Genomic DNA, 19,055 nt, shown 5'->3' on the forward strand with positions numbered 1-19,055 from the left:
GTTAATAAGTTATTAACACGGGTAAAAGCGTAGACCTAAATAACCATGTGCAGTGTGATAGATATCTTAATAATTCAATAGATTATATAGAAAACAGTAGATTGGGTGAAAACGTGAGGTCACAGTGAAAGCCGTTGATTATAGGAACCTTGTCGTTCATAGGAAAACGGTCGATCATCGGCAACTCGTTAATCATAGAGAAATAGAGAAATAGAGAAATAGAGATTATAGAGATTATAGAGGTTAGGGAAAAAGCCCTACCGGGTTTAGTACCGATAGAGCTTATTCGACATTGCCAATATTATGCAGCATTGAGATCAAACGTCAGTGTTTGTTCTGCGGCACATACTTCAACAGGCCAGCCGTAGGATTGATATTCCAGCGCAAGTTTGTCTGCTACTGCGCGAGATACCGTTGCAGTGATCCACATGCCTTTGCCCATTACTTGATATTTAAGCGTTCTCATTTCCATCATCATCACCACCGTTCTCCTTCGATATTGGCAGCGCGAAGTCTATAGCACCTCTAAGGGCTGAAATTTCGAATTAAGCTCAAATTCTTTATAAAATGGCTCACGGTTTAGCCACGGTTCAAAACTCAACCTACAATAGGTGAACGATTGCATTTTAGAAGCGTAACCATGATTTAAGCCGCTGTATTATAATCGAATTAAAATTGAACAAAAAAAGCATGTAAGAGATCACTTACATCATTATCAGAGATCAGACTAGGTAAAAACCTGTCATTTGAAACCTTACTTGTGTGGTGATTGTGTGCGTTTTTGGTTGCGCTGTTGAAGCGAATTTTGTTTAGTTTTGTATGTGAAATATTCTAATTATTTTAGCGTATGTCTCTGCTTTTAAATCTAAATCACAGTTTTATATGTTGCTGTGGTTCTTTTGTTCAAACCGATACGCTATTTGATTTTGGTCATTAACCTATTGCTCATTAGTTTGCACTATCTATACGTGTTCTGTTCCACATAAACGAGATGTATAGAGGTCCTTATGACTAATCCAACTAAAACCGATCGTAAAGTCACGATCGGCAGCTATATCGCACTCGCATTCGCGATTGTGTTCTTTTCAGGCTTAATGCAGTCCAATGAATGGTATGGAGTGCTCGATTTTACAACGCTCAACGGTTCATTCGGTAAGGTCGCTTACGATGTCAGTGAAACGGCCGATGGTATCCAAGCGGCAACGACGTCACTGCGTGGTAAAGGCGGTAGTGGTGCTCGCGACGGTTTCATTTTTGCTTTGACACTTATTCCGACCGTGATGTTTGCACTGGGTATGATCAACGTACTTGAGCACTACGGTGCACTGGACGCGGCTCGTAAACTACTGACACCTCTGCTTCGCCCTCTAATGGGTATTCCGGGTAACTCAGGCTTGGCACTGATTGCTTCTTTGCAAAGTACCGATGCGGGTGCAGCGATGACGAGGCAGCTGAAAGATGAAGGGCATCTGACTAAGCGTGAAACCGATGTCTTCACCATGTTCCAGTTTACGGCGGGCGCGGCGATCGTTAACTTTTTCTCTTCAGGTGCGGTTCTGTTCACTCTAACGGCGATAGATGGTTCTTTGGCGGTAACATCGTCAATTGGTTTGGCTGTGGCTGTGATGTTCATCTTCAAGTTTGTCGGTGCGAACCTGTTCCGTATTTACCTCAACATTACTGAAGGCAAAGAAGACAAACCAAAATCAGACAAAGAACAAAAATTGGCAGAGGAAGTAGCATAATGAGCGAAGTTAAAGCAAAGAAACCAATGGTTACTGATATTTTCGTTGAAGGTGCTAAGAAAGGCTGGGTTATTGCGACTACCTCTACGGTACCGAATGTTCTGATGGCGTTTGTGATCATCAAGGCATTGCAGATCACCGGTGCGCTGGATTTGATGGGCAGTGTCTTTGCTCCAATCATGGCGGTAATTGGTTTACCTGGCGAAGCGGCAGCAGTATTGATTGGCGCTTGGATGTCGATGGGTGGTGCTGTGGGTGTGGTTATCACGCTGTTTGACCAAGGCATTCTGAACGGCAACCATATCGCTATCTTGGCGCCAGCTATCTACTTGATGGGCTCTCAGGTTCAATACATGGGTCGTATTATGGGACCAATTGGTACTGAAGGTCGTTATATCCCGGTGATGATCGCGATTTCGGTATTGAATGCCTTTGGTGCAATGTTCTTGATGAACATTATTTTGTAACGTGACTATTAACGGTTAGCTGCTTTTAACGGTTAGCTGCTATCAACGGTTAGCTGCTAACAGCTTTTAGACGTTACAAAAAAGGAAACCCCCGTTTGGCTTTCACCAAACGGGGTCTATTCTTTTCGTAGCCATCCTGCTACTGCGCGTTACTTATCTTTCAATAGGTAACTGGTGCTCCCTGCATCGTTCCTTGACGTGGCTAAATCCTTTAACCTATCCAATTCATCGCCTTCCTAGCGGTGTCCTTGCTAACTCATCATCCTGACAAGCGACTCTATCCTAGAGCAAAACTTCCTTGCTGATAACTCATCCTAAGCCATCAAATCTTCATCCTGAAGATACCTAATCCGTTAGGCTTTTTCCTGTTCCTGCCAACTCCCTGTCGACATGTGTATTAAACACTGCAGAGGCTTTACTCACAATCCACCTCAAGAAATAAATGTACTCACTAGCCGAAAGAAATATGCGTGGATTCATACAAAACAAGGGGTTGGGTTTGTATTTTAGGAATTTTCTGCGAAGCTTGATTGTGATCTCTTACGTTCGGTGTGAGAGATCTCTTACAAGTGCTCGGGCGTGATTATCATTTTATCTTGGCGGTTAATGTCGAAAAGATAGAAAAGAACACTGAGTTAAGACAAAACAATAGGGAAATATGATGGTTACAGCACTTTACGCAGCTCTGCTGACGGTCGTAATGATTTGGTTGGCGGTTGAAGTTATTAAACAAAGACGAATCAATCTTGTTGCTCATGCCGATGGCGGTGTTGAGTCGTTACAGATAGCACGTTCGGCACAAAGTAACGCGATGGATTACATCCCAATCACGGTGATTTTGATGGGGTTGCTAGAGATGAATGGGGCTGGTGTGTGGCTTATTCATGTCATTGGTGTGGCGTTTATTCTGGGGCGAGTGATTCACGCTAAAGGGATCTTAGCGAAAAACTTCAAAGGCAGAAAAGTGGGTATGGTGTTAACGCTTATCTGCATGATCTCTTTGATTGTCCTAAACTTAGCCTACCTACCTTTTGATAAAATGTTCTAGGGAGCATTATGGCATTGCGCCTTCCTCCTGCTTGGGCGATTGTCCTTGCAGGGCTAATACTCAACATCATGGCGATTGTCATGTCGAGCTTGGTGTTGGACAAAATTGAAGCGGAGAAATCGGAATACAACGATCGTAAATACGGCAATGTGTACTCTATACAACTGTCCTGGAATACGATCGAAACCTTAGAGCGTAAGCGTGAAGCGATTCTGATTCACCTTGATAAGCTATCCTCAGAAATCGCTCAACCTGCCACTGTTCTTGATGAAGCGCTTCGCGGACAACTTCGGAGTTGGGTGAGTGACGAGGTGCCGGCCATCTCGTTGGCTAATTTACCTAAGCTTATGATGCTGATAAACAATGCCCAAGAAGCGCAACGATCACGAATTGATGACTACTATTTGGATAATCTGACCTTGGTTGAGTTGATCCAAAGGCTTGATGAGAAAATGGCTTTCTATAAGAACATCGCCCTGTTTCTTCAGGTGTTTGGTTTAGCGCTTATCTTAGCTCGCGACCTAGCAAGAAGACCTTAGTCTTTAACCTTATTTACCTATTTACTTGTACCGCTAACGAGACTCACTTGGCAGGTTGGGGTGCTGCTGGCCTTGGTATTTTGGTAGCTGTTCTTTCAGCCCCTTAAACGTGCTCAGCGCACTGCCTATCGATAACTTATTCATCAACCAATTGGGCAAGATGCCACCTGCGTTCGCATATGCGGTGTAGGTGATGTAAGTATTGCCATTAGTGAGCGGTTGCAGCGTCCAAAGTGCGTCCACATCGTAAATTCGAATATACCCCGATTCTTTCGCCAAATAGTTAGACGCATCCTTTATCGACAAGACAAACTGCCCATCCTCGATGCTGTACTTTGAATAGGTCACCATATCGCGATCTCTAGCAGGCCAAGGCGCTTTGAATTGGGTATAGACGATGTTTTCTGCCTCAGATATCTGCATCAAGACACGGCTTTGCGACACATTGTCTATCCAGTTTGGCACGTTCTCGCTGTCTTCCAGCAACAGTAAAAAACCGGAGTAAGTGGTGGGCGTTTGCATTTGTGCTCGTATCTCTACTAAGCCTTCACTGTGAGGTCTCTTATCAATGATGATGCCGTTTTCACTTTTGACGAACTGCCATGGAGCTGCATAAGTCAGTGTTGATAAGGCGCAGAGCCCAAGTGCAAAAATCCTAGGTAATATCATTATTCTTCCATAAAAAGAAAAGCTTATCTTCTAGGAGTATAGAATAGAAATGGGTTTGATTCGTGCTAAAGGCTGACGGGTTTTCCTGATTTGAGCAGCGCATCGCCATTTATTGTGGTGATACCAATAGCTGGAGGCTTATTAAGATTTGGAACGTCGAAATGAAAACGGAAGCGTTCGGTCGCTTCCGTTTTTATTAATGGGCAATGGATAAAGGTTAAAGTTACTAGGCTAAAGCTTGTAGGTTAAAGCTTATAGACTAAAGCTTATAGGCTTCTACGGTTTTGATCGTCGTCCAGTTGCTGTTGGCGTCTTGGATGAACTCTTGCGTACCTTCCAACCATCGTTTTTGTACTGATTTGTCTAAGTTCAGATACAGCTTTCCATCTTCGACTTTCCATGCGTTAGGGTCGGTCTCAAATTTCTTACCCATAGCCACACCAAAGGCACAATAGCCACCGTATTGAGGCGCATAAGCTTCAGGATTGGTGCGGAACTGATCTCGGTTGTCACTGTTTGCGAATTGATAAATAGCGTTCTTATAAGTAGCCGTGAATTCTGATGAACCTTGAACGGCACCAGAATCAGTAAAGTAAGCCACTGGGTCATAGCCTTTGATCGCGATGTCATTGCTATCAACGCTCATGTCGATGTCTGCTGCCATCAGTGAAAAGCTGGTTCCTAGTAACGCGGCCAATAGAGTGATTTTTTGACTGGTCGATTTCATGTGTGACATATCAAGTTCCTTGTCAGTGTTGGTTATCTTGTTTGAAATAATTTAGCCCACTCGTCCGGTCTATAGAGGGACAAAAGAACTTAAAAGTAAGCGAATCGTTCGGAGGATGCATGGATCTGCTTTCACAACTAATGGAACACTTCTCGATACGTACCGGTGTTTTCTATTCTGGCAATTTGTGCGGAGTGTCGTCATTTAAGCCGCAGCAGGGTAAAGAAGGGCATCTTCATGTATTGAGAGCGGGTGAGTTGACCTTGTCTAGTGCGCACACGGAGTACAGGCAACTGTCACAGCCCTGCATTGTTTATCTGCCGAATAGCACACCACATGTGATAGAAGGCGTGGGAGACGGTGCTGAGGTCGTATGTGCGAATGTCGAATATCGTTCAGGGCAGATGAATCCTTTATTGTCTGCTCTGCCTGACGTGATAGTGATTCCGTTTGCGGGTGCACCTAACTTAATGCCAGTGATTGAGGTGCTATTTCGAGAGTCGGGGCAAGCATCTTCAGGACAACAATCGTCAGGGCAACAATATCTAATGGATAAGTTAAGTGATGCCTTGATGGCTTTGATTTTTCGTCATCTCATTGAACAGCAGCAAATTGATCAAGGGGTATTCTCAGCCCTAGCTCATCCACGATTGGCTTCGGTGGTTACGGCCGTTCACCTACTGCCTGCTCGTCATTTTTCGATTGCGGAAATGGCTTCACTGGCCGCGATGTCTCGAACTCAGTTTATTGAAGCGTTCAAACGAGAAGTCGGTGAGACGCCCGGAGATTATGTGCAAAAGTGGCGAGTCTCAGTGGCTCAATCCCTGTTATTGCAAAATAAGCCCATCAACTGGGTCGCTGATGAAGTGGGTTACAGCAGCTATTCGGGATTTTCACGCGCTTTTCAGCATGTTGCTGGGGTGTCACCGCGCCTTTGGCTAAAGCAAAATGTATCGTAAAACGCTCGGCAACCTTACCCAAGATATGGCTATTCGCATTGGGCTGGTCTATGTTTTAGCGGAAATTGTGCAGAGTTTGTTCTTTTCTCAAAAGAGGGTCTAAAAAGGTGGACTTTTTAAGCTTGTCGTAACATCCTGCTCGTCCTATTTTATCTAGACACCAATGAGACGAAGTGCCTGCTGGACATTATTCAGCCTCCCGTATCTCATTAAAGTATTAAGGAGTTCAACTTGAACCTATTTGTAAGAGACCTTACCGTTATCGATTCTTCATACATCTGTGAACACAGAGGGGTCGTAGGAGATAGTTGGATTTTAGATGTCACCATGTCTGGTGAACTTAATGAAATGAGCATGGTGCTGGATTTTAGTAAGGTCAAAAAGCAGATCAAACAGCTTGTCGATGAGCACGTTGATCACCGTTTGCTGCTGCCAATGCAAAGCGCTGCAATTGTTCTTCAAGCGAGCAAAGCGGGCTACTCTAAGGTTGATGTGTTGCGTGGTGACAAGAGTCTTCATCTACATTGCCCTGATGAAGCATATTGCCTGATTGATGCAGAAGCGATCACCATCGAGAGTGTGACCGCACACGTTTACAATATCCTTCGCGATAACCTACCAAGTAACGTCACCGGGTTAGAGATCACCCTTCGTCATGAGAACATTAATGGCGCGTTCTACCACTATACCCATGGTTTGAAAAAGCATGATGGTAATTGCCAACGCATCGCCCATGGTCACCGTTCTCCAGTAGAAATCGTGGTTGATGGTCAGCGTGACGAGCAACGCGAACAAGCATTTGCTCAGCGTTGGGAAGACATTTATTTAGGGTCTAAAGAAGACCAAGTTTCAGTTTCATCACTTAACCTGAGTGAACACGCGAATAGCGTTAATGATGAAAGCCACTATGGCTTCCGCTACACGGCGCCTCAAGGTGAATTTGAGCTAGCGATTGCTAAGAGTGAAACAGAGATTTTGCCGACAGATACCACAGTAGAATTACTGGCAGGCTATATTGCGGATCAAGTTGAGCCGAGCCTAGCAGAGAACCAATCACTACAAATCGTCGCTTATGAAGGTGTTGGCAAGGGCGCAATGGCGTTCCGATAACACTTCAACGAATGACACAGTCTCGTTGCTGACATGATGAAATAAAGGCAAGATAATCCGTTATCTTGCCTTTATTTTTTGTGGCTCTTTAAAGCTGGTTTAGCGGATAGTTTTAGATATAAACACTAACGAAGTAGCACGCGTCGCAGTGGCGTTTTCTCGATCCCAACGACCAACAAGAAACTCAGAATAAAGGTACCGAAGAATACGATGCTATCTTTGGCTAATTCGGTGATGCCCAGTATGCCGCAGACATTGAACAGTATGATAATGATCAGTAAATGACTTACGTAGATACCCAGCATACGATTCGAAATGGCACGAACCCAAGCGTAGTTACCCATGTTTGGATTTGCTAAAAGCCACATGAACACGCCCATCCCCCATAGCGCCGTGCCAAACAAGAAATCATTCATGTTGAATCCGACGTCGAACGTGGTGAGCCATGCCGCCTCAGCAAAGTGAATCAACATGCCTAACGCTAATAACCCCAACGCTTTAGTTGATGACACCTTCCATTGATTCTGACGAATAAGGAAACCTAAGGTCACCATTAAAGTGCCAAAGAACGGACCATTACGCGTGAAGAAGGGTGCTTCTAACCCGGTTAGCGTTGCGTAGCTTCCTGCCAAAACACCATAGCCATAGAGCGCTATGGCTATCGGTAATAGAAGTTTGTTGAGCTTCAACTCAACCAATAAAGCAATGATCAACACTGCGCAAACAAGGGCTGGAATGAACCACAAATGCACCAGACCTCCCTCTAAGAATGAGTTAAGAGGAGTGCTCATTAAGAAACCCCAATAGCCTTCACGTTCACCTAGATAGCCAAACTCTTCTACCTTCGCGAGATTGAATGGCATTACTAAGCAAATGATGCTCCATGCCAACCAAACCTTAAGCAGTGGTTTAGAGTAATTAATGACGGTTTCCCATGGCGATGCAGCCAACTTAGGCTGAATAAGATAGCCAGAAATCAGGAAGAACAGAGGTACCGCAAAACGAGCGGTTTGGTTGAGCACATAACCGATCCAAGGCACTTCATCTATTTGCCAATAAGTGAGTGCCATTTGGCCGTGTAAACCAATGATCGCCAAGATAGCAATCACTCGGCCTAACTCGATACTGGCGATGTGTTGTGAAGGCGTATGTTGAACGGAAGACATATCAGATCTCTTAGTAAAATTTTTACGAAATCTAGCAGCCTTTATGCCCAACCAGTTAGTCCTAAATCAAGGCTTATGACCTTTATTTCAGGGCTTGTGTCGGTTTTTTGAAGCCTGTCGCAGCTATATTAAACCCATTGCGGTGAGTGCAAAAATACCTAGCGTGCAAGTGATAAGAGAAACAACGGTCGTGAGCGCGATGATGTTAGCCGCCAAGGTTGAATTCCCTCCCATCGCACGAGCCATAACATAGCTCGCTGCTGCCGTTGGTGCCGCGCTCATCAAAAAGATAAGCCCGAGGTCGAGCCCTTCAAACCCTAAGTACCCAGCAGCCAATGTAATCAGTAACGGTGAGGCAATTAACTTGTAGCTAGAGGCGAACCACGTCGACAACTTTTCTTGTTTGAGCGAGCTAATATCCAGCGACCCGCCAGTACAGAGCAGGGCCAAAGGTAGTGTCATATTGGCAAAGTATTGCCCAGCGTCAGCCACCATTTTTGGAATAGGAATTGAAAGCGCATAGAAGACGACCGCTAAGAAAATAGCGATGATCAACGGGTTTTTGGTGATGGACTTGACGATTACTTTAATGGCTTTAGCGCCGGTGTCTTTGCCTTTGGGTGTTAGTGCAATCACGGCTTGAATGTTATACAGCACGGTCAGGGATGCGACATAGATAGCCGCCAATGCCACGCCTTGGTTGCCATAGATATTAGCCACATAGGCGAGGCCAATGATCGCGGTATTAGCGCGGAATCCACCCTGGACAATCACACCTTGATCTTTCGAGTCTTTGAATACCAATTTGGTTGAGAAAATCGTGAATAAGAAAAAGATAAAGTTAGCGATGACGCCAAAGGCAACTAACGTACTACTGGCTGAAAAATTGTGATTTGATTGAACAATACTAAGAAATAGCATTGCTGGTAAGGTGACTTGAAATACGACCTTAGATGCGACATCAATGAAATTGTCATTGATCAAGCCGATTCGCTTGAGTATCACACCGAGAAACAGCATTAAACAGATAGGGCCTGTTACTGACGCCGAAAACGCAAACTGTTCCCAAAGTGTGTTCATTCTTTTTCCTTTATTAGTCGATTTCAATTTCCTTTGAATACTGTCGCATTTTTCCACAATTCTTTGATAAGACAAAATGAATACCAAGGGTTAAGTAAAAAACTTGAAAAAAAGTACGAACGTGCTAAAAATAAAGCATCAGATTTATTATTGGTGAATGATGAGCAAAGGAAAGATAACCAAAGAGTATATTTTGAGCCATGCATTTGCACTTGCAAGTGAGAATGGTCTCGAGAGTTTGACGATTGGCGAATTAGCCAAGCAGTGTGGTATGTCTAAGAGTGGATTGTTTGCGCACTTCAACTCTAAAGAGAATCTGCAACTCTCTGTACTCGAATATTCCAACGCCATATTCACTGAAAGAGTCATCATTCCGGCGAGAGAGTTGGGCGACGGTGATATTGAAGCCAAGCTTAAACAACTGCTCGATAACTGGCTGGGCTGGAACCACTCGTTCCAAGGCAGCTGCATGTTCATTGATGCATGGAAAGATGCGGGCAGTGAAACCTCTGTGATTCAGAAGGCACTGCAGAAAACGATTTCAGTGTGGATTGATTACTTGACGATTCAGGTAGCAAAAGCGGTTGAAAGCAAACAATTCAGAACTGATTTAGACCCGAAACAGGCAACCTTCGAGTTGTACGGTCTCTACTTAAGTGCGAACTTGTTCTACTCATTACGAGGCCAACAAGCGAGCCACACTCATTTTTGGAGTGGTGTCGAGCGCTTGGTAGCCAGTTGGAAAGCGGTTTAATACATACAGCAGGTTAACTCGCAAATCATGTGAGTCTTGTTGAAGTAAGGTTTACAACAAAATTTTAGAGAAGTGGCGGCAAGCAGTCATAAAAAGCGCTATCGCCATTTTTTATACTAACAAATAGCACGGTCGTTCGATTTTTGGGCCGAGCTCTATCCGCCAAGATTTATGGCGAAACAAGGACAGGTCATGAGTGACAAAATCTATTTCAATACATCGAACAAATTCAGTTTCAAGCGTAGCTTGATTGGCGCTACAACCAATCTGCACTACATTTTAGCGCCGAGCCACGCAAAGAAAACGGCACGTAAACTGCTGCTCACTCCGATGCGTACCGAGCAAAAGAATGCCGATCCAAAAGGTTTGATTAAAAGTGAAATCAAAGGTCGTGACGGTGTATTGAAGACATACTCTCTGGGTACGGGCCCCGTTTGGGTGCTGACCCATGGTTGGTCTGGCACCGCGAGTCAGTTTTTCCCTCTGATGGAGCATATTGCTGCTAATGGTTTTACGGCCTTGGCTTACGATCATCCTGCTCATGGTGGCAGTGATGGCGTACATGGTCATATCCCAGCGTTTGTGAATGGTTTGGAAGCTGTTCTAGATTCGGTGGGGGAAGTGGCAGGTTTGGTCGGTCACAGTATGGGTACCGCTTCTGCGTTGGAGTGTAAGCACGTTAAACTAGAAAACAAACCTTTGTTGCTCATTGCACCTGTGTTGGATTATCTAGAAAACCTATTTGGTAGCGTTGCGCGTTCTGGTTACTCAATGAAGTTGTTTGAGGCGGTCGTGGGTGAAGTGGAAGAGCAGTTTAACTACCCAATTCAGTCTGTTGATCCCTATGGAAAGCTAGCGCTTCGTGAGTCTCAGACGATCATTGTTCATGACGAGCAAGACAAGTTTACTAAGTTTGATGTGTCTCAGCGTGCTGCTAATGAAATGGGTCGCGTTACCTTGATTGCGACTCAAGGGCAGGGTCACGGGCGAGTAATGAAGTGCCCACAAGTGTTCGAGAGCTTTGATAACTTGATTGGCTAAGTCTAACGAGCGCAAGTCAGTAGGACGCCAGTAAAAAGATCGTAAGCTCAAAGCTCAGAAAACATAAATAAAAAGGCCAACCAGACAGTATCTGGTTGGCCTTTGTTTTAGGGATTTAGTTGATGCTTAGTCAGTATCTAACTAAGCCCTATCTTTGTTAGCAGCTTGCAGGACCGATCTCTTTCCACACGCCCCATTGGCCTGTCGTTGTTGGATCTTCACCTGTTGTCCACCACTTCGCTTCCCAAACTTTACCACCTTGAGTTACTTGGTCGCCGCCAGTGTAGACCGCACTTGAATCCCAAGCGTTAGTACACGTACCGCCGCCTGTGGTTTTCTTAAGAACGTTCACTGAAGTAGCCGCTACCGATGTATCAGTGCCATCGCTGACCGTTACAGAGAAGTTCAGTGTTGTATCTTGCGCGTATTCCGCCGCGACAAAGCTCACTGAAGAACCTTGAACCGTTGCATCAATACCAGCAGGTACATCCCATGTGAAGGTCAATGTGTCTTGGTCAGCATCGCTCGAAGCCGAAGCATCAACCACGATTACATCACCCGCATTAACTTCAGTCGGAGCTGAAACAACCGCGACCGGAGCTGTGTTTACTGGACCTGTGTCCTTAGGGGTTACTGTTACAACAACGGTGTCAGTTGCAGTAGCACCTTCGTTATCAGTTACCGTTAGACTGAACGTTAGTACTTCTTGTTGAGCGACTTCAACCACATCGAAGCTTGCAACAGCCGCATTAGCGTTCGCCAGCGTTACTGCCGTACCGCTTACTTGTGACCAAGCGTAGCTCGCAATTGAGCCGTCGCTGTCTTTTGAAGCGCTACCGTCTAAAGAAACAGAAACTGGGCCTTCAACCGATTGGTCTGCGCCCGCTGCAGCTGTTGGCTTGCGGTTGACAGGATCTGTTGTTCCGCCCGCTAGGCCTTCATGCATTGCGTTGAGGATGTCGCCGTTATCTGCATCAATTTCCCAAGAGAATAGACCCGCAAGGCCAAGGCTACGAACGTACGCGCCTTTTGCTTTCACTGAACGGTCATCATCAAATGTGATTAGCTTGCCCGAAGTACGGTTCCAAACGTAAGGTGCTTCTGCCATTTCGTCGTAACCATATTCAAAGCCGTTGATGCCTTGGTTGTTTGCACCAAGCATGTTCGCCTTAATGCCTTTGTAATCAATAACGCCATCTTCCCATACACCCTGAGCAGAGCTGCCGGTCAGTTTGCCATTACCTACGCCAGTCATTGGATCACTAGGATCTGAAAGTGATGATGGTAATACGCCTTCCCAACCACGACCGTACATTGCTGCACCTACGACAAGTTTGTTCGCTGGAACACCTTGCTCAAGCAGCAATTGGATGCCGTTGTCTGTGGTGTAAGCAGGGCCAGTGTACTGTTCGCCATTTTCATCAAGGCCTGTGCCATCACATTGACCAGGGCGCATGAAGTTACCGCAGTTGAGTGCTGTTTGGTGACCTAACACGTTGTTAAAACCGCCGTAGAAGTCGTAAGTCATTGCGAAGATGTAATCCATGTATTGGATAGCATCGCCGTAGTTCACGTCTTCAATCTTATCGTGACCAACACCGATCGCTGATGTTAGCTCGTAAGTACGGCCGTTGTCAGCTTCTAGCTCATCCAACATAACGCGCAGTTCTGCCATCAGTGCAATGTATGCTGGGCCATCATTTTCTGGGTCACCAAGCTCTGGCGCAGCACCGCCACCACCTTGGTATTCCCAGTCGATATCTACACCATCGTAGAATTTCCATGTGTTGAGGAATTTCTTAACAGACGCAACGAAGGTGTCACGGTTGGCTTTGGTTGTGAAATCAAAGAACGGGTCAGACAGCGTCCAGCCGCCAATCGATGGGATGATTTTCAAGTCTGGATTACGCTGTTTTAGCGCCATCATCATCGCGTAGTTACCCTTGATAGGTGAGCTGTATTCGTGACCTGCTTGAGGGAAACTCTTCTGGAAAGCCGCCCAAGGGTCATGAATCACCACTTCGTAATCGTTAACGCCCTGACACGCTGTCATGAGTGCGTTGTAGCTGTTACCGCCTACTGATTTCACTGATTCATTAGGACCACAAATTGGGATGAAGCCGTAAAGGATATGGGTCAAGTTGTCAGCGGGTAGGTTATCGACTGTGTAATCACGGCCATAGATACCCCACTCAACAAAGTAAGTGCCTACTACCGTGTTTGGGTCGGTGTTGTATGACTTGTTGTTCGGGTCAACGTTCATCGCAAGTGGCGCTAAGTGTGAACCATCGGTATCTGCAATCGTGATCTGAGCAGGAGCACTCTTGGCGCAGCCTGTTTCGTCACACGCCTCGATTTCCATCTGAAATAAGCCGCCTTGGCCGTATTCGAATGAAGCTGTAGTTTGGCTGCCAGTAATAGGGCCAGTGGCCACTTTAACGCCATCGAAGTAGATGTTGTACGTGTTTCCTGACGTTCCGCTCCATTGGTTGAACTTGACGTCGACCTTTGCTTTGTCGTGATATTTAACCATCTGGTTGTAGCCTGATGTGGTTTCCATCGCGAGTTCAATTTTAGAAAACTGCAGGTTGTTGGAACCGTACATGTCGATGCTAGGTGCTGTTGGATCAGCTAATGCTGTACCAGATAGCGCTAGAGCAATGCTCGCCGCACAGGTATTTATACGAATCATACTTTTTCTCTCATTCCTTGAAGGTTACGAGAACCAAATGGCCCCATAAACGGCTCCAGTCAGTTTTGAAGGAGCTTCCCAGTCAGTATTCGAGAGAGTTTTAATTTTATAACTGAAAATAAATACGTTTTCGATGGACAACTAAAAAATAGTATTTCGTTACAATTCTGTTGCTTAATGAGTGAGAGGCTGAGTCCATGTTTTATAAAATAAAACACCCTTCAGAAGTAAAATCTCATAAGTGAAAATCCACGACATGAAGTTATGAAAAGATGCGACAAACGATAAGAAAGTATCGCAAGTTGAAGCAGTATCACAAAGCGAAATGTGTTGGGTGAGCGGCGCAGATCGGTAGGTAAATATGAAAGTAGTGATGCGGAGAATACTTTTTACGGAGAAGATTATTATTTAGATGACTGTTATTTAGACGACTGAAGAAGACTGAGAAGGGGGGTTATCTTTTGAATTGCTCGGCTAAAGAAGCCCGTCTTTGTTGCATCACACTGTGGGTATCACCAACTGCAGTATCCTCGTAGCCTTCTTTAATAAATTGCTGAGATGGTACGCTTGGCTCTAATCGCTTCAAGCGAGGCGAATCGTAAGTACCACTGATGGTGTAAACGGTGGTTCCAGAGCCAGTGTTGATCGTGACGATCTTCCCGTCAAAATCGAATGAGGTAGTGATAAGACGATGATTCATCATCACACCGTTTTCTGAAAGTGTCAGGATGTCGGTGTTGTAAGGTGGCGCCGCAATCTCTATCCATGTGCCATAGACGTTGCTTGGGCTGACAGATTGCTGGTGGGCTTGGTAAGCAAAATAGCCCGCGGTGAGGGCAACCATAAAGCCAGCTAATAGGAAGCTGTAGAGTAACGAGTTGGCAAATAGATCTCTGCTTTTAGTCGGCTTTTTTGCCATTATCTCTTCATTTTTCGACTGATATTGTTTTAGATTCTATTAACTAAAACCTTAGTTTGCAAAAATTGTTCTAAGAGTTAGAAGCAGGATCGAATGTTCTAATAAATTTGGTTGCGTTAGTGGTTTTTAGCCTTGCTCCTCAGTATTTACGTTGTCAATGAAAGCGAATTCCAGAAATGCTTAAGCTATGCGTATTTATTTCTTGTAGGAAAGTCTCGAATTGGTTAAAACAATTATCACCTAAATTTACGCATAGGCTTACTCGGTGAGCTCAATAATTGCAATTTGAAGATAACAAGGAAGTACAATGATTAAAGAAAACACATACTTTGAAGGTGGCGTTAAGTCGTTAGCGTTTAACCAGTCTGGTGCTGATGTGAGTGTTGGTGTAATGGCGGCTGGTGAGTACACGTTTGGTACTGCGGCTCCAGAAAAGATGACGGTTGTTAAAGGTGCTTTGATTGTAAAGCGTGTTGGCGATGATGACTGGACGACATATCAATCTGGTGAGTCTTTTGACGTTGCAGGTGATTCTTCATTCGACCTACAGGTAAAAGAAGCGACAGCTTACCTGTGTGAGTATTTGTAACTCGCTCTAAATTCGTTTAATCAGGGCATCGTTTATCTCTGATTAAATAGAAAAAAACCACGCTCTAAGAGCGTGGTTAAATAAGTGATAGTAACCGGCAGTGGATAGTGTCACTTGTTTTTGCAGTCATCAAATGGATGACCAAATCGTTGTTCGTTGCAAAATCTCTTCAATCTTCAATCTTCAATTCAAAGCTCAAAGCTCAAAGCTCAAAGACAGACATTGGTAAATCAGTAAGTCTCAAATACGCCGTCGTTGTAATCCTGAATCGTCTGTTCAATCTCTTCCATTGAATTCATGACGAACGGACCATAGTGCACAACAGGTTCATTAATCGGTTCACCAGAAAAAACCAGCACACCTGAATCTTCTAAGCTGTCTAAAGAAAGCCAGTCAGCTTTGGTGAGCAGGGCAAGCTGACCTTGCTTGATCACTTTGTCGCCAATCTTAATGCTGCCTCGGTACACATAAGTCATGGCATTGTGATTAACATTAGTCCCTAACGTCACTTTTTGCCCAGCATGAGAGCGCCAATCCGCAACGCTTAATGGCACACCTGTTTTCTGCAATGGACCTTGCGCTCGTAAAGCCTCTGAATCATCGTTAGTTTGGTTATGCAGTTCAAACCCACCGGCTATCACTCTCAATAAACCACGTTGTTCGCTTTGGTGTTCTGTAATGCTTTCACTCTGGAAGTCGTGATATTGCGCGGGCAGCATTTTGTGTGACGCAGGCTGATTTATCCAAATCTGAAAGCCATGCAGTGCGCCTTCTTCCATCATTGGCATTTCGCTGTGAATAACACCACGACCCGCGGCCATCCACTGTACGCCACCGCTGCGTAGCTCTCCAACATTCCCCATGTGGTCTTTGTGTTGAAAGTGACCTTGGAGCATGTAAGTGAGCGTTTCTATCCCACGGTGAGGGTGCGGAGGAAAGCCACCAACATAGTCTTTGCTTTCATCCGACTTAAGTTCATCAATCATCAAAAATGGAGAGAAACGCGTGTTATTGAAGCCAGCGAGCCTTTGGATTTTGACGCCATCACCATCGGAGGTCGCATGTGCTGCAATCACATGATCTACTGTTCTTACACTCGTCATTTTGAAATCCTCATAAACTTGAATAGCTGTAGTTTATGTAATTTGATTTTAAAAGAAGATGGCATAGCGTTGAGTGACTTATTCGAAAATTTTGAACAGGTAACAATAATTTTGAACAGGTAACAATATGAAATTATGTCTATACTCAATATAGAGTAGACCGCCAAGGAGGCCGCTATGGCAGTACAGCAAAAACATGGCGAAAGGCAAGGTCGGATGGGCTTTGATAACGACTTTACAACGGAGCAAGGGCAGCGTTTTACCGAGGTTGCGAACAGCGCCGTTAAACGTCGCGTGAAAAAGCGTGCAATTGAAGCGCCGTTTATTCAGTCGGCTAAGCAAGCTGCTTTTAAAACGGTAGTGAGACCTAGAGGCAATAACCCAAACCGAACACGACAAGTCGTATGGATGATTGTGATCGGGTTAGTGAGCCTATGGCTTATGTATATGGCAGGTTAGTGCGTTTAGCCGTCAGCGATATTAATGGTTAACGTTGACGCGTTTTTAACAGCGTAACATTGTTCCCTTCGACTTTTGCTTCAAGACAATCTTCAAGCTCAGATGAATCCGATTCTGAGAAGGTTAGGTTCGTCGGTAGTTCTTCGATCAATGTCGATACTGGATTGTCGTGATAATAAGCGTATCGGTTTTTTCCTGAATGCTTGGCAACATACATCGCTTTATCAGCACATCTCGTCAGTTCATGTAGCTCTTGAGCATCTTGCGGATACAAAGACACCCCAACACTGAGCGTCAATTCCTTGATTCTCTCGTTTGTCTGGCAACCACTTTCGAATAACCCACAAATCCTATCTAAAATACCGTCTAGATCTTTACGAGTTGGTACATCGTAGAGCATCAAAACAAACTCGTCGCCAGCAAAGCGCGCAATCGAATAGTCGTATTCATGGCTTTTTCTGTCTCTGGTTCGAATGTTGTTACTCAAGCGATTGGCAAAGTGCTGTAAGACACTGTCTCCTACGTCGTGCCCGTAGCTGTCGTTAATGCCTTTAAAGTCATCAATATCTAAAAAGACCAATGCCGTAAGTGATCGCTCACTATCCACTGTCGCAAGCTTTTCCACCGCCCAGCGCTCAAAGCTCCAACGGTTGGCCAATCCGGTAAGTTGGTCTCTGTAGGCGAGATCTTCAATGCCTTCTTTATAAAGGCGTTGGATATAACTGACGGCTTTTGTGTAGTAATAAGCGGATGTGTGACACACCAAGCTCATGGTAAATAGGCTAAGAATAAATCGGTGTGTACTGTTAAATGGCAAAGAAAAGTTATTGGGCATCGCCGTAATTAAGGTGCTGATAAACAGACAAAATGAGGTGCTGAAGATAATGCCAATTCTGAAATCGTTAATGAAAATGACGGCTGCCAGAATAGGGTAGAGCCAAAGTATCCGGTCGGGAATAGCGTGACTGTACAAGAATAGGATAACCCCTTGTACCAGAAGAACACCACTCAGAATCAATTCTGAATATTCAGGGTTAATGACTTTTCTTACGTAAAATGCATTGGAGATAGCGATCAGTGCAAAACACAATTCGAAAACCGACAGTGTGTAATGTTGGCCTTGGAAGTAAGCCCAAGTGTAGAAAATGAATAACGCAGCGGCAGTCAGTGAAAAGGAGTGGACAATTTTTTGCTTGCGGGTGGACCGTATGTCCGCCATTTCTTCTAGGTGTCTGCCGACCAGCCTTTTCATGTGATTTGTGCCAAAGATTTTGATAATGGAGTTAATAGTAGATTAGATAATAAGCTACGCGGAGATTTAGAGGGCTATTTAGTGTGATTGTTATCAAGGTTTTATACTAAAAACTAATCAACCGATAATAAATAGTGATGTGTATCACTGATGGCGCAAGCTTGTCCGAGAGTGAGATAATCAAGGTTCGAATTGGCAAAAGCGATTTAGTTATTATCTACTTGCTTTCCAATGATTTACTCAACATAGTTTATAGATAGCTAAATGTTTATAGATAGCTAAATGCTTGTAGATAGCTAAATGTTTATAGATACCTAAATTTGATAGAGGCTCATTATGTTAATTACCTTTAGTTGCAAGGCTCATGCTAGCGTCACTATGTTTGGTGAGGTAGGTCTTCAGTTCATTAAGATGCTTGGACATAGTGGCGCGATCCCAGGAGCCATTGATGCTTCAGCGGTCCCTCAAGCACTAAACAACTTACGTGCTGCGATCGCCGCTGAGCAGAGCAAACCGGTAGAGCAAGAAAATGCGGATGACGACAATGAAGAAGAGGTTGTTGAAGCGCCTGTTAATATCGGTAGCCGAGCTTTTCCGCTAGTCGAACTATTGAAAGCAGCTATCAAAGATGAATGCGAAGTTATGTGGGAAGACGGCAGCGGTAAACGATTGTAGTTCGATTCGCGCAAAACGTAACAAGCCTATCGAATCTATTTTAATAGGAATGAATGTTGAG

The 19,055-nt window shown here is 44.6% G+C and carries 20 protein-coding genes; 11 read left to right on the plus strand and 9 right to left on the minus strand.

Annotated elements, in window-relative coordinates; translation table 11 throughout:
• Nucleotides 1–301 precede the first annotated feature (301 nt).
• Entirely contained in the window at nt 302–478 is a 177-nt protein-coding gene (locus tag OCU90_RS24530) for a hypothetical protein (protein ID WP_004732739.1), read from the minus strand.
• A 529-nt stretch (nt 479–1,007) separates the two neighbouring features.
• Here OCU90_RS24530 and OCU90_RS24535 point away from each other — a divergent pair.
• The 4 genes from OCU90_RS24535 to OCU90_RS24550 all read left to right on the plus strand — a co-directional run bounded on the left by OCU90_RS24535 (nt 1,008) and on the right by OCU90_RS24550 (nt 3,799).
• Nucleotides 1,008–1,745, plus strand: coding sequence for a nucleoside recognition domain-containing protein (locus OCU90_RS24535; RefSeq protein WP_061021200.1), 738 nt, complete (start codon nt 1,008–1,010; stop codon nt 1,743–1,745).
• Nucleotides 1,745–2,212 (plus strand): YjiG family protein, encoded by a 468-nt coding sequence (locus tag OCU90_RS24540; protein WP_061021202.1) that lies wholly within the window; start codon nt 1,745–1,747, stop codon nt 2,210–2,212. Before OCU90_RS24535 ends, OCU90_RS24540 begins: the two co-directional genes overlap by 1 nt.
• A gap of 661 nt (nt 2,213–2,873) precedes the next feature.
• Nucleotides 2,874–3,260, plus strand: coding sequence for an MAPEG family protein (locus tag OCU90_RS24545; protein WP_017081300.1), 387 nt, complete (start codon nt 2,874–2,876; stop codon nt 3,258–3,260).
• Between the two features lie 8 nt (nt 3,261–3,268).
• Nucleotides 3,269–3,799: a hypothetical protein gene (locus OCU90_RS24550; RefSeq protein WP_061021205.1), complete on the plus strand. Its 531-nt coding sequence runs from the start codon at nt 3,269–3,271 to the stop codon at nt 3,797–3,799.
• A gap of 33 nt (nt 3,800–3,832) precedes the next feature.
• On the opposite strand, the gene OCU90_RS24555 is transcribed toward OCU90_RS24550, so the two are convergent.
• Entirely contained in the window at nt 3,833–4,468 is a 636-nt protein-coding gene (locus OCU90_RS24555) for an START domain-containing protein (RefSeq protein WP_061021207.1), read from the minus strand.
• Nucleotides 4,469–4,727: 259 nt separating this feature from the next.
• Complete coding sequence (locus OCU90_RS24560) at nt 4,728–5,204, minus strand: YHS domain-containing (seleno)protein (protein ID WP_061021208.1); 477 nt, start codon at nt 5,202–5,204, stop codon at nt 4,728–4,730.
• 110 nt (nt 5,205–5,314) lie between these two features.
• Between OCU90_RS24560 and OCU90_RS24565 the strand changes: the two genes are divergently transcribed.
• Nucleotides 5,315–6,154 (plus strand): AraC family transcriptional regulator, encoded by an 840-nt coding sequence (locus OCU90_RS24565; protein WP_061021211.1) that lies wholly within the window; start codon nt 5,315–5,317, stop codon nt 6,152–6,154.
• Between the two features lie 231 nt (nt 6,155–6,385).
• On the plus strand, nt 6,386–7,264 hold the full coding sequence (locus OCU90_RS24570) for a 6-pyruvoyl trahydropterin synthase family protein (RefSeq protein ID WP_061021213.1): 879 nt from the start codon (nt 6,386–6,388) through the stop codon (nt 7,262–7,264).
• Between the two features lie 125 nt (nt 7,265–7,389).
• On the opposite strand, the gene OCU90_RS24575 is transcribed toward OCU90_RS24570, so the two are convergent.
• Both OCU90_RS24575 and OCU90_RS24580 read right to left on the minus strand, forming a co-directional pair.
• A complete protein-coding gene (locus OCU90_RS24575) occupies nt 7,390–8,430 on the minus strand; it encodes an acyltransferase (protein WP_061021216.1) in 1,041 nt (346 codons plus the stop codon).
• Between the two features lie 123 nt (nt 8,431–8,553).
• Complete coding sequence (locus tag OCU90_RS24580; protein WP_061021217.1) at nt 8,554–9,510, minus strand: AEC family transporter; 957 nt, start codon at nt 9,508–9,510, stop codon at nt 8,554–8,556.
• A 160-nt stretch (nt 9,511–9,670) separates the two neighbouring features.
• Here OCU90_RS24580 and OCU90_RS24585 point away from each other — a divergent pair, with 160 nt between their 5' ends.
• The gene (locus OCU90_RS24585) at nt 9,671–10,264 is read left to right on the plus strand and encodes a TetR/AcrR family transcriptional regulator (protein ID WP_009846121.1); all 594 of its coding nucleotides are present in this window, start codon (nt 9,671–9,673) and stop codon (nt 10,262–10,264) included.
• Nucleotides 10,265–10,456: 192 nt separating this feature from the next.
• Nucleotides 10,457–11,305 carry an alpha/beta hydrolase gene (locus OCU90_RS24590; RefSeq protein ID WP_017067239.1) on the plus strand — a complete coding sequence of 283 codons (849 nt, stop codon included), beginning with the start codon at nt 10,457–10,459 and terminating at the stop codon, nt 11,303–11,305.
• A 157-nt stretch (nt 11,306–11,462) separates the two neighbouring features.
• Here the strand turns inward: OCU90_RS24590 and OCU90_RS24595 are convergent, their stop codons facing one another.
• Together OCU90_RS24595 and OCU90_RS24600 are read right to left on the minus strand one after the other, a co-directional pair.
• Nucleotides 11,463–13,997, minus strand: coding sequence for a glycosyl hydrolase family 18 protein (locus tag OCU90_RS24595; RefSeq protein WP_061021218.1), 2,535 nt, complete (start codon nt 13,995–13,997; stop codon nt 11,463–11,465).
• A gap of 454 nt (nt 13,998–14,451) precedes the next feature.
• Entirely contained in the window at nt 14,452–14,916 is a 465-nt protein-coding gene (locus OCU90_RS24600) for a DUF2850 domain-containing protein (protein ID WP_061021219.1), read from the minus strand.
• 307 nt (nt 14,917–15,223) lie between these two features.
• Between OCU90_RS24600 and ppnP the strand changes: the two genes are divergently transcribed.
• Nucleotides 15,224–15,505 carry a pyrimidine/purine nucleoside phosphorylase gene (gene ppnP / locus OCU90_RS24605; RefSeq protein ID WP_017057600.1) on the plus strand — a complete coding sequence of 94 codons (282 nt, stop codon included), beginning with the start codon at nt 15,224–15,226 and terminating at the stop codon, nt 15,503–15,505.
• A gap of 230 nt (nt 15,506–15,735) precedes the next feature.
• Here ppnP and OCU90_RS24610 read toward each other — a convergent pair whose 3' ends face one another.
• The gene (locus OCU90_RS24610; RefSeq protein WP_061021221.1) at nt 15,736–16,608 is read right to left on the minus strand and encodes a pirin family protein; all 873 of its coding nucleotides are present in this window, start codon (nt 16,606–16,608) and stop codon (nt 15,736–15,738) included.
• 177 nt (nt 16,609–16,785) lie between these two features.
• Between OCU90_RS24610 and OCU90_RS24615 the strand changes: the two genes are divergently transcribed.
• A complete protein-coding gene (locus tag OCU90_RS24615; protein ID WP_029221923.1) occupies nt 16,786–17,067 on the plus strand; it encodes a hypothetical protein in 282 nt (93 codons plus the stop codon).
• A 28-nt stretch (nt 17,068–17,095) separates the two neighbouring features.
• Here OCU90_RS24615 and OCU90_RS24620 read toward each other — a convergent pair whose 3' ends face one another.
• Nucleotides 17,096–18,286, minus strand: a complete 1,191-nt coding sequence (locus tag OCU90_RS24620) for a GGDEF domain-containing protein (protein ID WP_050546407.1) — start codon at nt 18,284–18,286, stop codon at nt 17,096–17,098.
• 369 nt (nt 18,287–18,655) lie between these two features.
• Here OCU90_RS24620 and OCU90_RS24625 point away from each other — a divergent pair, with 369 nt between their 5' ends.
• Nucleotides 18,656–18,994: a DUF1840 domain-containing protein gene (locus tag OCU90_RS24625; protein ID WP_017077035.1), complete on the plus strand. Its 339-nt coding sequence runs from the start codon at nt 18,656–18,658 to the stop codon at nt 18,992–18,994.
• Nucleotides 18,995–19,055 lie beyond the last annotated feature (61 nt).

This window comes from Vibrio splendidus (assembly GCF_024347615.1).
GTDB lineage: Bacteria > Pseudomonadota > Gammaproteobacteria > Enterobacterales > Vibrionaceae > Vibrio > Vibrio splendidus.

Excerpts from the sequence above, each read along its gene's own strand:
- OCU90_RS24540 (WP_061021202.1), top strand. The coding sequence starts at position 1,745 with ATGAGCGAAGTTAAAGCAAAGAAACCAATGGTTACTGATATTTTCGTT.
- OCU90_RS24595 (WP_061021218.1), bottom strand. The coding sequence starts at position 13,997 with ATGATTCGTATAAATACCTGTGCGGCGAGCATTGCTCTAGCGCTATCT.
- OCU90_RS24625 (WP_017077035.1), top strand. The coding sequence starts at position 18,656 with ATGTTAATTACCTTTAGTTGCAAGGCTCATGCTAGCGTCACTATGTTT.
- OCU90_RS24550 (WP_061021205.1), top strand. The coding sequence starts at position 3,269 with ATGGCATTGCGCCTTCCTCCTGCTTGGGCGATTGTCCTTGCAGGGCTA.
- OCU90_RS24600 (WP_061021219.1), bottom strand. The coding sequence starts at position 14,916 with ATGGCAAAAAAGCCGACTAAAAGCAGAGATCTATTTGCCAACTCGTTA.
- OCU90_RS24590 (WP_017067239.1), top strand. The coding sequence starts at position 10,457 with ATGAGTGACAAAATCTATTTCAATACATCGAACAAATTCAGTTTCAAG.
- OCU90_RS24585 (WP_009846121.1), top strand. The coding sequence starts at position 9,671 with ATGAGCAAAGGAAAGATAACCAAAGAGTATATTTTGAGCCATGCATTT.
- OCU90_RS24565 (WP_061021211.1), top strand. The coding sequence starts at position 5,315 with ATGGATCTGCTTTCACAACTAATGGAACACTTCTCGATACGTACCGGT.
- OCU90_RS24615 (WP_029221923.1), top strand. The coding sequence starts at position 16,786 with ATGGCAGTACAGCAAAAACATGGCGAAAGGCAAGGTCGGATGGGCTTT.
- OCU90_RS24610 (WP_061021221.1), bottom strand. The coding sequence starts at position 16,608 with ATGACGAGTGTAAGAACAGTAGATCATGTGATTGCAGCACATGCGACC.
- OCU90_RS24535 (WP_061021200.1), top strand. The coding sequence starts at position 1,008 with ATGACTAATCCAACTAAAACCGATCGTAAAGTCACGATCGGCAGCTAT.
- OCU90_RS24555 (WP_061021207.1), bottom strand. The coding sequence starts at position 4,468 with ATGATATTACCTAGGATTTTTGCACTTGGGCTCTGCGCCTTATCAACA.
- OCU90_RS24560 (WP_061021208.1), bottom strand. The coding sequence starts at position 5,204 with ATGTCACACATGAAATCGACCAGTCAAAAAATCACTCTATTGGCCGCG.
- OCU90_RS24545 (WP_017081300.1), top strand. The coding sequence starts at position 2,874 with ATGGTTACAGCACTTTACGCAGCTCTGCTGACGGTCGTAATGATTTGG.
- ppnP (WP_017057600.1), top strand. The coding sequence starts at position 15,224 with ATGATTAAAGAAAACACATACTTTGAAGGTGGCGTTAAGTCGTTAGCG.
- OCU90_RS24530 (WP_004732739.1), bottom strand. The coding sequence starts at position 478 with ATGATGATGGAAATGAGAACGCTTAAATATCAAGTAATGGGCAAAGGC.
- OCU90_RS24620 (WP_050546407.1), bottom strand. The coding sequence starts at position 18,286 with ATGGCGGACATACGGTCCACCCGCAAGCAAAAAATTGTCCACTCCTTT.
- OCU90_RS24580 (WP_061021217.1), bottom strand. The coding sequence starts at position 9,510 with ATGAACACACTTTGGGAACAGTTTGCGTTTTCGGCGTCAGTAACAGGC.
- OCU90_RS24575 (WP_061021216.1), bottom strand. The coding sequence starts at position 8,430 with ATGTCTTCCGTTCAACATACGCCTTCACAACACATCGCCAGTATCGAG.